Origin of the sequence: uncultured Winogradskyella sp., assembly GCF_947496485.1 — a bacterium.
Classification (GTDB): Bacteria; Bacteroidota; Bacteroidia; order Flavobacteriales; family Flavobacteriaceae; genus Winogradskyella.
The window spans coordinates 82117-96657 of the sequence record NZ_CANMCZ010000008.1 but is presented as its reverse complement, the minus strand read 5'-3'; the positions used below and the strand labels follow the sequence as shown (position 1 = coordinate 96657).

Below are 14541 nucleotides of genomic sequence, written 5' to 3'. Positions count from 1 at the left end.
AGAAAATTTTTTTATGACGTATCACTTAACAAATCTACTATGCCAGCTTTCACTGGCTGGTACTTCCCAATTGTCATTAAATTCTGCGATGTTATTAACTAGATTATTAAATACAATAGTTTTTTTTGATACCGCTTTTTGCTGTGCCATCTTTTTGAAATCAATCAACGGCTTATAAGCAATAAACTCACCTTGTTTGTACGATACATTCATTTTATCCATTAAATCCACGTTGTATTGCTTTTCTAATTCTTGGATAAAATGAACTGAGGCATCTATTGAACAACCAGTAGCACTATTTAAGTTTTGATTTAAAGCAATAACTATAAAGCGCTTATAGACAATTTTATAGCCAGATTGCAAATCTTTTCCATGAGCAGTCCATGCTTCAATAAACGTATCAAGCTGTTCTTTAAGTTGCTTTATTTCTTCATCAGAAAACGAACGGTTGGCTTGGTAGATCCAAACTCTAGACTCTACTGGTAAAGTATCAAAATCAACTAGCATATTATAGCGCTTCTAACTTAGTGATCACTTTCTTGGTGATATATTGCTTCTCACTTAAATCGAATAACTCCACCTCTTTATAAGTTATGGTAAATGATTTACCAAAATTAGATTTTTTGAGCAATTCATAGCCTTCAAACTCTTCTGTAATTAAGAAAATATGGCTTTTATCAAAATCATCCTTAGTTTCAATATATGATATAGCATCATTATTCATAGATTGCAATTCAACTTCTATAGAAAGATTGTCTTCATCAGAACTTTTAAATCCAATGGTATCTTCTTCTTCGTCTTCGATAATATCTACCAATTCTTCAGAAGAAAAAATTGATAAAAATTCCTCTCCACATTTTGTAGCCATTACCATACCAACTTCCTCACCAATTTTCTCAAAATTAGCTGTTTTTTGTTTGCTAAAGTATCTAGACTTTGATTTATGTTCGTTGTAGCTTTGAATTAAGCATAGACCTAATGCCATCTGCTTTTCATCCATGGTATCAGAAGTTTTTATCTTTTTCTTAGAAAGACACTGACATGTATCTTCTGCCATAAGATCAAGGACTTCTTCTTTTGATTTTTTCTGTGCGTTAAGGTTTAATCCTATTAGTAAGACTAGAGCGATTGTAATTCTTTTCATTTAGTTATTATTTAAGCGTTTGCAATTAATTCAGCAATATCCATTACTGATATGTCGTTCTCTTTTTCTTTGGCTTTTATACCATCTGTCATCATAGTGTTGCAGTAAGGGCAACCTGTAGCGATAATTTCAGGATTTGTTTCTAAAGCATCTTGGGTTCTGAGTACATTAATGTCCATATCACCTTTTTCTGGTTCTTTGAACATTTGCGCGCCTCCTGCACCACAACAAAGTGCTGTTTGCTTATGACGCTTCATCTCTACTAAAGTCGCATTAGTTTTACTAAGAACGTCTCTAGGTGCATCATATTCATTATTGGCTCTACCTAAGTAACAGGGATCGTGAAATGTTATACGTTTGCCTTTATAAGTATTGCCTTCTAAGGTTAGGCGACCAGAATCCATCAATTCTTTTATATATTGAGTATGATGAATCACATCATAATTTCCACCTAAACTTGGATATTCATTTTTTAGACAATTGAATGAATGTGGATCGCAAGTTACGATGCGTTTTACTTCATAAGCATTAAGCACTTCAATATTCATAACCGCTTGCATTTGGAATAAAAACTCGTTTCCAGCACGCTTAGCCAAATCACCTGTATTACTTTCTTCTGTTCCTAATACAGCAAAATCAACATTGGCTTTATTCAAAATCTTTACAAAGGCCTTAGTAATTTTTTTAGCTCGGTCATCATAGCTACCAGCTGAACCAACCCAAAATAAAATTTCTGGTTGCTTGCCTTCTGCCATAAATTCTGCCATTGTTGGCACTTTAAGTTGCTCGCTCATATAGCTCAACATTTATTTGTTAAAAGTTAATGCGTTGATTTATTCATCTTTCCAGTTCAAACGGTCCATTTGGTTATAAGGCCAAGGTGCTCCGTTATTTTCAATATTGGTCATCATGTTATTCAATTCCATCGGTGCAGCACTTTGCTCCATCACTAAATAACGACGCATTTCTAATATAATTGATAATGGATTAATACTCACAGGACACTCTTCTACGCAAGCATTACAAGTCGTACAAGCCCATAATTCTTCGTTTAGTATATAATCACCGAGTAGTTGTTTACCATCATCTTTAAACTCACCGTTATTGGCATCAATATTTTTACCGACTTCCTCTAAACGATCTCTTGTGTCCATCATTATCTTACGAGGCGATAACTTTTTACCTGTTAGATTTGCAGGACAAGCGGATGTACAGCGTCCACATTCTGTACAGGTGTATGCATTTAGCAATTGAATTTGGTTTAAATCCATAACATCACTTGCTCCAAACTTAGCTGGTACTTCATCATCTGCAGTTTCAGCTGGTGCAGCATAAGGATCTGCATCTGGATCCATCATTAGCTTCACTTCGTTGGTAACAGCTTCAAGATTATTGAATTTACCCTTTGGTTCAACGCTACCGTAATAAGTATTCGGAAAAGCTAAGAGTATATGCAAATGCTTAGAGAAGTATAAATAATTTAAGAAAATCAGAATTCCAACAATATGTAACCACCAAGCTGTACGCTCAATGATATGAAGTGTTTCTGGCGCCACATCACTAAACCATGGTGCTATAAATTGAGAAATGATATTTCCATAATTCATATCTTGAAATGATGTATCTGTAGCGTTCATCAGTAAGAATAAACACATTAAAACAACTTCAAAATATAAGATGATATTACCATCACTTTTTGGCCAGCCTTTCATCTCATTAGCCATAAAACGTCTTAGTTTAATGACGTTTCGTCTTAACCAAAATACAACTACTGAAATTAGTACTAAAACCGCTAATATTTCGAAAGCATCAATTAAAAATCCGTAAACTGATACTGGTAGCACTTCTAAACCTATACGATGTGTTCCGAATAAGCCATCGATAATAATTTCTAAGACTTCAATATTAATGATGATAAAACCAACATAAACAATAATATGAAGAAACCCAGCAATTGGTCGCTTTACCATTTTACTCTGACCTAATGCAATGCGCGCCATGTTTTTCCAGCGTTGCGACTTATTATCGCTAGCATCGACCTTTCGACCTAGTTTAATATTACGGATGAGTTTTCTAATATTCTTGGCAAAATAGCCAACACCAACAAAAAGAATTATGGCAAAAATTATATTTGGTAAATATTGCATGAAAATTGACTCTAATTATTTTTTAATTGCTCTTGAGTTGGTTCCTCGTAAGGAATCTCTTTTTTCGATAAAATACGTCTATATCTTGCAGGATGTAGTTTAATATCTAGTAACAATAATTGTAATTCTTTTGAAGCTTTATCTAAGTTTTCGTAGAGAGACGCATCTTTGAGAAGCTTACCTATAGTGCCTTCTCCACTATCTATACTAGATAACATGCTTTGCATACTCACTAAGGTTTTATCGAGGTCTTCAACAGTTTTAGAAAGTCCTGCATTTTTTAATTCTGTAGATAATTCACTTAAATCTTTACTAGTTTTATCAAAATTATCTAAAATGGACGCTATTTTCTTATCGTTCTCTTTTATTACTCCTTGTATGGAATAAGATAAATCTTTAAATGATTTTAAAGTAGAATTTAACTCTGATATGGCGCTTTTTAAACCCTTATCAGAATCATCGATTAACAAAGCGTTTAAGCTATTTACCAATGTATCTGTAGAACGCAGTGTTCCATCTAAGCCTGCTGTAACTTTAGGCAAATCAGTTTCTATGGTAGACATTAACCCTTGCTTAATTTCTGATTCAATAAAATCTCCTGACTTTGCCAATTGTCCGTCATCGGCATCCATTATTTCCAAGGCATTTCCTCCCATTAAGCCTGTTGGATAAAGCCTTATCTTACTGTTCTTAGAAAATTTTAGTTCAGGCGCTACGGTAAATTCAACACGTGTTTTACCAGAATCAAAATCGTATTTAATGTCTTCAACTTTACCTACTTTGTTTCCTTTTATTGTCACTGGTGAAGAAGTACCTAGTGCGTTATACTCAAATTCGGTATAATAGGTATCTGTATCGGAAAACAAGTTTTTTCCGTTGAGGAATGTAAATAAGTATATGAAAAGAGCAATACCAGATAATACTAAGATTGCTGTTTTGACTTCTCTAGAAACTTTCAAATGGTTTGTCTTTGGTTAGAAACAAAATTAGGAATAAATATATGAATAATGATTCTAATTAGAAGCAGATTTTAATTTGAAGTAGATTTCAATTTAGGTTGTGATTTTAACACTTCAGCCAGATCGGTTTTTTCATTACCCTTAAATGCTACAATAAAAGCATCAGAATAGCCATTGGATTTAGCCACACTTTGGAGTTCTTCGATTTTGTTATAATCTGAAGTTTTTCCACTAAAATACTTGTATATATTCCCTTCTTTTTGTCTTGAAATATCACGCAATCCTTTGAAATTATAAGACTTTGCTTCCAATTCTTTGAAACTTGCCGCTATCTGTACTTTAAATGTTATATTTTCATAAATCTTAGGCTCATTCTCTTCTTCAGTAGTGGTTTCAGTACCTTCTACCCTAATATGGTTTCCAACATTTTGGTCTAATTCTTCTTTGTAATCGATGATGGCGTCTTTAATGGCAGTCGCAATTTTAGTCTGACCCGTTTTTGAGTTTAAATATGCTCCTTCGTTTTTATTCGTTATAAATCCTGTTTCAATCAATACACTAGGCATATAAGTGTTATGCAAAACCCATAGACTTAATTGTTTTATACCTCTACTCTTTCTCTTAAGTTTTCCTCCAAAATTATCTTCAACTTTACGTGCAAGAATAACACTCTGTTCTACATAAAACTCCTGCTCAACATCTAGCGCAATTCCAGACTCTGGTGAGCTAGGATCAAATCCGGCATAGTTTTCTTCATAATTATCTTCTAAAAATATAACCTCATTTTCAGCTTTAGCAACTGCCATATTTCGTTCTGAATTCTTAGCACCCAAAACATAAGTTTCGGTACCATAAGCTTGTGTATGATGTGCATTACAATGCACAGAAATAAACAAATCGGCATCTGCTTTATTGGCAATTGCAGAACGTTCACGAAGTTCTAAAAACACATCTGTTTTTCTGGTGTAAATGACTTTAAAATCAGGATTCTTTTCTAATTGTTTACCTATTTCTAGTACTACTTTAAGTGCTATATGTTTTTCTTTATAACCATTTTTAGTAGGACGACCAGGATCTTTACCTCCATGACCAGCATCTAATACCACAACAAATTTATCATCTTGTGCATATAATGACGCGTTAGATGTTAAAGAAGTGATAAATGTAATCACTAAGAATACTATTATATATTTAGGCTTCGTTTGCATATTTAATTTAACGGTTAATTGGCTTGACTTATTACACGTTCCACAAGTAAAACAGTATTTTTAAACTTTATTATTTTAGTAAACTAATCATAAAAAATAGCTGTACTTTTGGCGTTTCAAAAACCGAGCCATACTTTTACAAAAATACATTTAAAAGGATTGCGTACAAATAGTCTATACATACTTTTTGCCTTGAGTTTTACAGTGTTTATCAACACTTTTAGCTTCGCACAAGAAATAAAAATAAAGAAGCCGCCTATTCCTGCTGAGAAAGTAAAGGATTCTACAAACATTTCTGCTAATTCTATTTTAAATAAACCTCTAAATACAAAGCAGGTCGATTCTACTAAACAAGATTCATTAAAACAGAATGAGTATTTAAAGGATATTGTAAAGTATAAAGCAACAGACTATGTCTCTATAAATCAAAAACAACAGAAAATATTCTTATACAATGAAGCCGAAGTTTTGTATGAAGACATGCAAATTACTGCTGGTGTTATTGTCATTGATTATAGTAAAAACTTAGTCTATGCAGGTCGTTTAAAAGATTCAACAGGTTATTCTCAACGACCAGTTTTTACGCAAGGTTCTAACGTTATTGAGCCAGACTCTATTATTTTTAATACCGATTCTAAAAAAGCCTTAGTCTATAATACACGTACCGAACAACAAGGTTTTAACGTCTATTCTCCTAAAACCAAAAAAGAGAACGACTCCACTTATTTTATGGCAGATGCGCGTTTTACGACAGCAGAAGACGAAGATGATCCAGAATACCAATTTGTGACTTCTAAAATGAAATTTGTTCCTGGAAAAAAGATGGTTGTCGGTCCAACCTATATGGAAATTTATGGTGTACCTACACCAATTGCATTGCCATTTGCGTTTTTTCCTATGACCAAAAAGCAAACTTCTGGTATTATCCTTCCAACTTTTGGTGAAGATACTGGTAACGATAGAGGTTATTTTTTACAGAATGGTGGATATTATTTTGCCATAAGCGACTATGTAGATTTGGCTGTACTTGGAGATTATTACACCAATGGTAGTTATGGTCTGCGTTTAGAGAGTAGCTATGCCTTACGTTATAAATTTAGAGGAAACGTAGGCTTTAGATACGAAAATCTATTAACTAGCGAACGTGGCTTCCCAGACTTTGCAAAAAACACAATCTATAATATTAGGTGGTCGCATAGTCAAGATTCTAAAGCGAGTCCTAGTTCTCGTTTCTCGGCTTCGGTTAACTTAGGTAGTAGTCAATATTACCAACAATCTGTCAACCAGATTAATCAGGCTAATTTTTTAAATAATACTTTGGCGTCTTCAGTATCGTACTCAACAGTATTTCAGGGAGAACCGCAAGTTAATCTAAGTCTCTCTGCAACACACTCACAAAACACCAATACACAGGCCATTAATTTAACCTTGCCAACCATGCAAGCGTCTATGAGTAGAGTTTTTCCTTTTGCACCTAAAACAGGAACTAAAAAAGGAGCTATTCAAAATATTAATTTTCAAGTCAATACCAGAGGTGAATATCGTATTAATACAACTGATTCTTTATTCGGAAAAAGTGAAATGTTTGACGATGCTGTAGCAGGCATGCGCCATAGTATTCCTCTAACGACAAACTTTAAGGTTTTTGATTATTTTAGTGTGAGTACCAGTGCCAATTTTGAAGAAACCTGGACCTTAAATACAGTGAATAGATCATGGAACCAAGCAGAGCAACAAGAAATAGAAATTAACCAAAACGGATTCGATCGTTTTCTTACTTATAACTTAGGAGCCAGTGTTGGGACAACGGTTTATGGTATGTACGACTTTACAGGAGAAGGCAAAGACCCAAAAATACAAGCGATACGGCATGTTATGAGGCCATCTATAAGCTATTCCATTAATCCTGCTTTTGACCAATACTACGAAACTTATGATGTCATTGATGCCGATGGTACAACGACTGACCAAGTAGAATATACACGTTTTGAAAATTCATTATTTGGAAGACCAGGCAACCAATATTCTAGTAGTTTAGGAATATCTATAGGTAATAATATCGAAGCTAAAATACGCTCTAAAGATTCTACTAAAACTGAACCTGAAAAAGTATTTTTACTGAATAATTTAAATTTTTCTACAGCTTATAATCTAGCTGCAGATTCCCTGAACTGGAGTCCTGTACGTGTTTCTGGTGGAACACAAATTTTGGACAAAAAAATGAGTATCAATTTTGCAATGACGCTCAATCCTTATGCTCTAGATAGTAACAACAATGTTATAAACACTTTTAATATTGATAATGGTGGTAGTTTATTTCGTTTAACTTCTGCTAATATTAATATGAGCTATACACTAAGCAATGAGAGTTTTTCTGGTGAAGAATCTGATGATGATAAAGCCTCAGCTCAAGAAGCTGCACGTTCTGGTGGAAGAACCGACGGTCTGTTTGGTAAAACTCAAGATTTTGCAGACAAAAGACTTTCAGATAAAAAGAAAGACAAGGGAGATGAAGAAGAAAACAACGACTTTTACACTTACAAACTGCCTTGGTCTATTCGGTTTGCGTATGCAGCAAATTACACCAATACACGACGGCAAAACCAAATATCCTCACATTCGCTAATGTTTTCTGGTGATGTAGAATTGTCTCCACGCTGGAGTGTTGGTGCATCTTCTGGTTATGACTTTTTAAATCAAGGATTTACCTATACTCAATTACGTTTTGAACGCGATTTATTGAGTTGGCGTATGAATTTTACATGGATACCTTTTAGTACGCGTTCGTCATGGAATTTCTTTATTGGTATTAAATCTAATATTCTTAAAGATTTAAAATACGATCAACGTCGTCAACCAGACCAACGTGTTGGGAATTAAATATTTACTTACCACAAAATTTTTGTCATTCTGAACTTGGTTCAGAATCTAAACACCATAAAAAAGAGATGCTGAACCAAGTTCAGCATGACAAGAAGAGAACTTTGAATGTTTGAGAATTCAGTACTAACCTTAAAATCATTAAAAACTATTACCTAAATTTGTATTCATATCAACCATTAATAAGAGTCCTGCTGTCGTAGGAAGTAAACATGAAAAAAATAATAAACACCACAAAGGCTCCTGCTCCAATAGGACCATACAATCAAGCTGTTTTAACAGGAAACACATTATACACGTCTGGGCAAATTGCCTTACATCCTGAAACTATGGAATTGATTACTGACGATATAAAAACAGAAACCAAGCAAGTGATGGAAAACATGAAAGCGGTTTTAGCAGCGGCAGACATGACCTTTGAAAACGTTATTAAGTCATCCATTTTTATTAGTGACATGAATAACTTCTCTCAAATAAATGAGGTCTATGGTAAATATTTTGATGAAGCTACTGCACCAGCAAGAGAAACCGTTGAAGTCGCTAACTTGCCTAAGTTTGTCAATGTTGAGATTAGCATGATTGCGGTGAAGTAATGCAAAACGCTTACTATCATTCAAATTGAATGTCGCCATCTTGGTTTATTATAGGTTTAAACCATTTCATGTAACTAAATGCGTTCTTTCTTATGTAATACATTAAATAAATTCCAACAGATAGAATTACACTATATATCAAAGCAAAAATATATCCAAATTTTAAATCCGCATCTTCTACTAAATCAGGTGCACCTAATTCGCTGAACATACGAATAATTGTAAATGAAAACCAAACTATTCCTGGCAGGAAAAAACGACCATCAAATTTCCAAATATTAAAAGTAACATACATTGAAAGGAGAAGTGAGGCTAATAATTTAATATCAAATGACATCATGAGGTCAAATATTCCGGTTAGCTCAAAAAGAATAAAAACTCCCCAAATAAGTGAAAGCATTAGATGTGCTACTTTAAATTTCTTCCAGTGTTCGTAAGAAGGTCTTGTTGCTAATATGCTTCTTAATGTTTCATCTTTAATTTCTGTTTTGTAGTATTCATAAAGTGATGACTTTGACTCACCTTGACTAATTCTTTTTGTAATCTCTAATCGTATCTCTTTTTCTGTCATAAATATTATAAAACTACATGCCATTGTATTCGTCCAAAATATAAGAAACTTAATTAAATTACATAGACTATTAGTACTTAAATAGATTGCTATAACCATTTATTAATAAAACAATTTTGTATCTTATAACTTAAGAACTCGTATTTTTATAGTAACAAAATTTTCTCTCAAAATGCGCATAGAACACGATATAAAACTAGGCTTTAAAGACGTGATGATTCGTCCAAAACGCTCTACACTAAAAAGTAGATCTCAGGTCACTTTAGAGCGTAGTTTTGCCTTTTTAAATAGTACAGCCACTTGGAAAGGCGTCCCAATTATGGCAGCCAATATGGATACCGTTGGTACTTTTGAAATGGCTTTAGCCTTAGCAGATCAAAAGTTATTTACTGCGATACATAAGCATTACTCAACAGAGCAATGGAACAGCTTTTTATCCAAAGCTCCAGAAGGCATTGAAGATTATATAGCCATTAGTACAGGTTCTGGTAACGATGATTTAAAAAAACTCAAAGCCGTTTTTAATAACAACCCAAAGCTAAAATTTATATGCATTGATGTTGCCAATGGCTACTCGGAGCATTTTGCAGACTTTGTACAACAAACACGAGAGCAATATCCAGAAAAGGTGATTATTGCTGGTAATGTGGTCACAGGTGAAATGGTAGAACAACTCCTCCTCTCTGGTGCAGACATTGTAAAGGTAGGTATTGGTCCTGGCAGTGTATGTACCACACGTGTAAAAACAGGTGTAGGTTATCCGCAATTATCAGCTATTATAGAATGTGCAGATGCAGCACATGGTTTAGGTGGACAAATTATTAGCGATGGTGGTTGTGCCACTCCTGGTGATGTTGCCAAAGCTTTTGGTGCAGGAGCTGACTTTGTAATGTTAGGAGGCATGTTTGCTGGCCATACCGAAAGTGGTGGAGAACTCATTCTACGCCATGGTGAGCAATACAAACAGTTTTATGGGATGAGCTCTTCTACTGCTATGGACAAGTATGTTGGTGGAGTTGCAGATTATAGAGCTAGCGAAGGTAAAACTGTTGAAGTTCCTTTTAAAGGAGATGTAAAAGACACACTACAAGATATTTTAGGAGGTTTACGTAGCACGTGCACTTATGTTGGTGCACAACGTTTAAAAGAGTTGACAAAACGGACGACTTTTATCCGGGTAGCTGAACAAGAAAACCAAGTTTATAATTCTTAAATTTAAAAGCATTAAAATAGCTAGTTAATAATATGGATGATATCATAGTAAAGAAGTGGAATTTATCTCAGAGATTTTTTTTAAGATTCATTTTTCTTTATTTTATACTTTATGTCTGTCCATATGGCTTAGAATACATCTACAAGCTAAACACCAATAGTTTTACTTTCTGGAATGATATTACCATATGGTTTGGTGAGTTAGTCTATAACTGGGAGTTCAATAAAGACTACCTCTACCCTTTTTCTGACTCAAAATTTGAGTATAGCAGATTAACTTTAATTATTCTCATATCTTCTGTAGGATCGCTTATTTGGACGTTCTTAATTGATTTAAAATTCAAAATAGATTACGACACTAAACTCAAAACTTTATTAATAACACTAATACGATATCACGTAGGTTTCGTATTAATCAATTTTGGGCTCTCAAAAGTGTTTGGCATTCAGTTTGGAGAAATGAGTTTAGATACACTCGAAAGTCAAATTGGAGATAATTATGGAATGACATTACTCTGGAGTTTCATGAGTTATTCTAAATTCTTTACCTATGCAGCAGGTTTTTCGCAACTCATAGGTGGTGTTCTCTTACTCTTTAGAAAAACAGCTTTTATTGGTGCCTTAATATGTTTTATAACAATGGTTAATGTTGTTCTAATGAATATTGGTTACAACGTCACCATAAAAATAGTAGCTATCCATCTTTTAGTAATGACTATTATCTTATTACAACAGCATATAAAACGAATGATAGATTTTTTCATTCTTAATAAACCTACATCACCACAGATTAGGAGATGGTTATTTGATAATACTAGGTTTAAAAAAACTGGTCTTATTCTAAAAATTATTGTGCTAGGATACTTTACTATTACGAAGTCCTTTAGTCTTAACGAGTCATTAAATTCTTATGTAAAAAATGATTATGAGTATATGACCGCTTTCCACAAAATTGAAACTTTTGTAGTTAATGGTGATACCATACCAGATACAAAATCGAATAAAGACCGATGGAGATCACTATCCTTTAATGGCACATCTTATTATCCTGAGGTATTTGCAGTTATAACTAATAACAAATGGAACCCAAAGCGCTATACATTTAAAGCAGATACACTCAACAAAACTATTACCTACTATCCATTAGGCACTTCAGAAAAGGAGCTAGAGCATATCACTAAAAATCAATTAACATATAAGATTGTACCAGGAAAAAGGGAATATATATTTAATGGCATCCATGAAAGTGATACAATATGGTTTAAAACCAAATTTAAAACTGTAGAAGACTATGAATTGACGAATCCTAATAACAAACTCCATTGGATTGTCGATTAATAGCATAAAAAATGGCAACTCATAGTATATACGAATTGCCATTTACTAACTAACAATCTAAATCAACCTTAAAACTTATTTCTTTTTCATAGCAATTTTTTCAAGGCAATGACAAAACCTAAGACGGTTAAGTTCATTATGGATTTATAAACCCAAAACTAGGGCTTCTATCTATATAACAACTGAGTCTATGATTCTCCTCAATAAAAGAGAAATTATTTTGTGAAGTTGATTTGTAATTGAGAATTGGTATTATACCTGACCTATTCGTGAATAAAGAACTATCAGTTATATAAGTTGTTAGGTGTAGTTTTAGTAATAGACTTTTTTTAAATGATACTTTTTGGCAATATCAAAATCAATTTCATTAATAATCTTATATAGTTCCATTGTTATTTTTTCCACATACTTGAAATCGAAGTTTAAATATAAATCTTTTTCAAATTCTTGACTTGGAAATTCTTGCACAAAATTCTTCGAAATTTTCGCTCTGTTATGTACTGCTAAATTTCTCTGTTTCACAAGAAGGTTTATTTCTTTGAAATTTTCTTTAAAAATCTCAATGTTCAATTTTTTTAAAAAATAATCTTTAATGTCATTAATCCCATGATAGAAGAGCGATTCAACCTTTTTCTCGGTTATAGCATTTACTAACTCTTCGAAATTTTCAAATGATAAAATAAACTCAAGAGTTTCTTTTTCGTTTGATTTTAGTATTTGTGGTTTTGTAAGTACAACTTCTGAGATAATTTCTTTGAAATAATTTATGAAATTATCAATAGTTCTAATATACATCATAGTTGCTAGTGAATGCTCATAAGTTTCTATGTTTAGAAAGTCCTCTTCTTTTGCTCTATAAAAATTATATGGAACTTCTAATTTTTCGTTGTACTCTTTAAGTTTTTTTATTGAGAGTTCAATATTATCATTGATGCGGAAATTACTAACTTTAAGATAAAGTAAAATTCGTTCGATCCTTTCGAATTCATTTGCCGAATTAACAAACGATTGAGTAGCTCCAGTTTTATTTTCTTCCATTATTTTTTTTAGAAATAACAATGACAGTTGTCGCCATGAGTAGTTTCATGATTTAGCAGTTAAAAGTACAAAACAAGTTGAAAATTCCTGCGGAATTTTCAAAGTAGGCGAGAACAAGCAATTACTTATAGCCATTTTTGGGTACAGTACTTTTATTCGTTTTTGTCAATTATAACTCTTCTTTCAAATTCATAAGGATAGTGTTTACGTTCTCTTTTAAACTCTCCTTTATCTGTTAAAAAGTTCAAAAACTTTTCTAAAGTGTCTTTCATAGCTTGGTTGATACTCAATTCTTCATTTTCCTTAAATACAACCCCATCATTCAGCATTTCGTTGATTACTGACCAGTCTTCTCCACCAATTCTGTATCTTCTATATTCTTTACTTTTGACCTGTTCCGAGAGTTCCTTATAGGTGTCATTTAATTCTTTGTCATTTTCAATCAATTTTGACATTCTCTTAAGTTCAAAACCGCCATTATCTAAATATCTGTCAAAAATGGCGTCATCCATTCTTGTGTATTGATATGTTTTTAAATTTTTAAATTCGCTTAAATTTTTCTTTTTTCGTTTCTTTTCCCTTGTTGAGTCAATTTTTTGGGATGTTAGAGCAAAAACAGCAATGATTAATATAGCTATGATGAAATATGAAATCAATCGTAGTAATTGTGTCCATACGTTACCGTAATATACTTTTTTCAAGAAAGTCATTTCTTCTTTTACATCAACTGCATTAACGACATCAATTTTTTGTTGTCCTGCTATTTTTCCATAAGATTTAATTTGAGGAATGTTACTGTTTTTGTGTAAGACGAGTAGTTTGATAGTGAAAAATTCACCTGATTCAATTATAACATTTGAAAATAAAAAGCCTTCGTTTTCGGTTTTAATAAACTTTACATTTCTTTTTAAATAATCATTACTTGATTGAATGATTTCTGGTTTTTCAATTATCTTACCTGAAGTTATTTTAATACCAACAGGTTCATTTTCATCGTAGAATTCTTTGATTATGTTTTCTTGTCCGTTGTTGACTATTTTTACGGTGTAAATTCTTAAGTTTTCGCCAGTTTTTTTTAGACTCGTACTATCGTAAAGTACTTCAAGTTTATTGATGTCGGCATTAAAGTCAAGTACATTTGTATTAGCGATTATTTCGTATCTTAAGTCTACACTTTTCTCTTGCCAATATGCGTAGATTGTCACAAAGGCTGCGACTAAACCAAATAACGTAATTATTGTTTTTGACGCATAATTATCTAAATATTTTCCAAAAGTATTTTCGCTCATCTATTTGTTTTTCGTATTGTACCCAACTAAGTGATATGACGCCGTTTTAATGACTTATATCAGACGTTACTGAAACAAGTTCAGCACAAGTAAGCGAAGTTAGTTTTTTCCTAGTAGATTATCAATACGTAGAACTACGTATATTTTTATAAAAACTTGGTT

Annotated in this window: 13 protein-coding genes; 4 read left to right on the top strand and 9 right to left on the bottom strand. The window is 32.8% G+C overall.

The features are described 5' to 3' along the window. Positions 1–21: 21 nt before the first annotated feature. The 6 genes from Q0822_RS17575 to Q0822_RS17550 all read right to left on the bottom strand — a co-directional run bounded on the left by Q0822_RS17575 (position 22) and on the right by Q0822_RS17550 (position 5458). Positions 22–507: an ABC transporter ATPase gene (locus Q0822_RS17575; protein WP_299126223.1), complete on the bottom strand. Its 486-nt coding sequence runs from the start codon at positions 505–507 to the stop codon at positions 22–24. 1 nt (position 508) lies between these two features. Further along, on the bottom strand, positions 509–1144 hold the full coding sequence (locus Q0822_RS17570) for a hypothetical protein (RefSeq protein ID WP_299126222.1): 636 nt from the start codon (positions 1142–1144) through the stop codon (positions 509–511). An 11-nt stretch (positions 1145–1155) separates the two neighbouring features. Beyond that, the gene (locus Q0822_RS17565; RefSeq protein ID WP_299126221.1) at positions 1156–1938 is read right to left on the bottom strand and encodes a (Fe-S)-binding protein; all 783 of its coding nucleotides are present in this window, start codon (positions 1936–1938) and stop codon (positions 1156–1158) included. A gap of 39 nt (positions 1939–1977) precedes the next feature. After that, a complete protein-coding gene (locus tag Q0822_RS17560; protein ID WP_299126220.1) occupies positions 1978–3291 on the bottom strand; it encodes a 4Fe-4S dicluster domain-containing protein in 1314 nt (437 codons plus the stop codon). A gap of 11 nt (positions 3292–3302) precedes the next feature. Beyond that, on the bottom strand, positions 3303–4250 hold the full coding sequence (locus Q0822_RS17555) for an MlaD family protein (RefSeq protein WP_299126219.1): 948 nt from the start codon (positions 4248–4250) through the stop codon (positions 3303–3305). A gap of 71 nt (positions 4251–4321) precedes the next feature. Beyond that, positions 4322–5458: an N-acetylmuramoyl-L-alanine amidase gene (locus Q0822_RS17550; protein WP_299126217.1), complete on the bottom strand. Its 1137-nt coding sequence runs from the start codon at positions 5456–5458 to the stop codon at positions 4322–4324. Between the two features lie 108 nt (positions 5459–5566). Here Q0822_RS17550 and Q0822_RS17545 point away from each other — a divergent pair, with 108 nt between their 5' ends. Next, positions 5567–8338 carry a putative LPS assembly protein LptD gene (locus Q0822_RS17545; protein WP_299126216.1) on the top strand — a complete coding sequence of 924 codons (2772 nt, stop codon included), beginning with the start codon at positions 5567–5569 and terminating at the stop codon, positions 8336–8338. Positions 8339–8550: 212 nt separating this feature from the next. Beyond that, on the top strand, positions 8551–8931 hold the full coding sequence (locus Q0822_RS17540) for a RidA family protein (protein WP_299126215.1): 381 nt from the start codon (positions 8551–8553) through the stop codon (positions 8929–8931). 16 nt (positions 8932–8947) lie between these two features. On the opposite strand, the gene Q0822_RS17535 is transcribed toward Q0822_RS17540, so the two are convergent. Further along, a complete protein-coding gene (locus Q0822_RS17535) occupies positions 8948–9502 on the bottom strand; it encodes a hypothetical protein (RefSeq protein WP_299126214.1) in 555 nt (184 codons plus the stop codon). A gap of 172 nt (positions 9503–9674) precedes the next feature. Between Q0822_RS17535 and Q0822_RS17530 the strand changes: the two genes are divergently transcribed. Beyond that, complete coding sequence (locus tag Q0822_RS17530) at positions 9675–10715, top strand: GMP reductase (RefSeq protein WP_299126212.1); 1041 nt, start codon at positions 9675–9677, stop codon at positions 10713–10715. Positions 10716–10747: 32 nt separating this feature from the next. Beyond that, on the top strand, positions 10748–12052 hold the full coding sequence (locus Q0822_RS17525) for a DoxX family membrane protein (RefSeq protein WP_299126210.1): 1305 nt from the start codon (positions 10748–10750) through the stop codon (positions 12050–12052). Between the two features lie 312 nt (positions 12053–12364). On the opposite strand, the gene Q0822_RS17520 is transcribed toward Q0822_RS17525, so the two are convergent. Next, positions 12365–13090, bottom strand: coding sequence for a hypothetical protein (locus Q0822_RS17520; RefSeq protein ID WP_299126209.1), 726 nt, complete (start codon positions 13088–13090; stop codon positions 12365–12367). A 152-nt stretch (positions 13091–13242) separates the two neighbouring features. Further along, on the bottom strand, positions 13243–14379 hold the full coding sequence (locus tag Q0822_RS17515) for a hypothetical protein (RefSeq protein ID WP_299126208.1): 1137 nt from the start codon (positions 14377–14379) through the stop codon (positions 13243–13245). Between the last annotated feature and the right edge of the window lie 162 nt (positions 14380–14541).

Coding starts and splice junctions, on each gene's coding strand:
- Q0822_RS17520 (WP_299126209.1), bottom strand. CDS start 13,090: ATGGAAGAAAATAAAACTGGAGCTACTCAATCGTTTGTTAATTCGGCA.
- Q0822_RS17575 (WP_299126223.1), bottom strand. CDS start 507: ATGCTAGTTGATTTTGATACTTTACCAGTAGAGTCTAGAGTTTGGATC.
- Q0822_RS17515 (WP_299126208.1), bottom strand. CDS start 14,379: ATGAGCGAAAATACTTTTGGAAAATATTTAGATAATTATGCGTCAAAA.
- Q0822_RS17565 (WP_299126221.1), bottom strand. CDS start 1,938: ATGAGCGAGCAACTTAAAGTGCCAACAATGGCAGAATTTATGGCAGAA.
- Q0822_RS17560 (WP_299126220.1), bottom strand. CDS start 3,291: ATGCAATATTTACCAAATATAATTTTTGCCATAATTCTTTTTGTTGGT.
- Q0822_RS17540 (WP_299126215.1), top strand. CDS start 8,551: ATGAAAAAAATAATAAACACCACAAAGGCTCCTGCTCCAATAGGACCA.
- Q0822_RS17530 (WP_299126212.1), top strand. CDS start 9,675: ATGCGCATAGAACACGATATAAAACTAGGCTTTAAAGACGTGATGATT.
- Q0822_RS17570 (WP_299126222.1), bottom strand. CDS start 1,144: ATGAAAAGAATTACAATCGCTCTAGTCTTACTAATAGGATTAAACCTT.
- Q0822_RS17535 (WP_299126214.1), bottom strand. CDS start 9,502: ATGACAGAAAAAGAGATACGATTAGAGATTACAAAAAGAATTAGTCAA.
- Q0822_RS17525 (WP_299126210.1), top strand. CDS start 10,748: ATGGATGATATCATAGTAAAGAAGTGGAATTTATCTCAGAGATTTTTT.
- Q0822_RS17550 (WP_299126217.1), bottom strand. CDS start 5,458: ATGCAAACGAAGCCTAAATATATAATAGTATTCTTAGTGATTACATTT.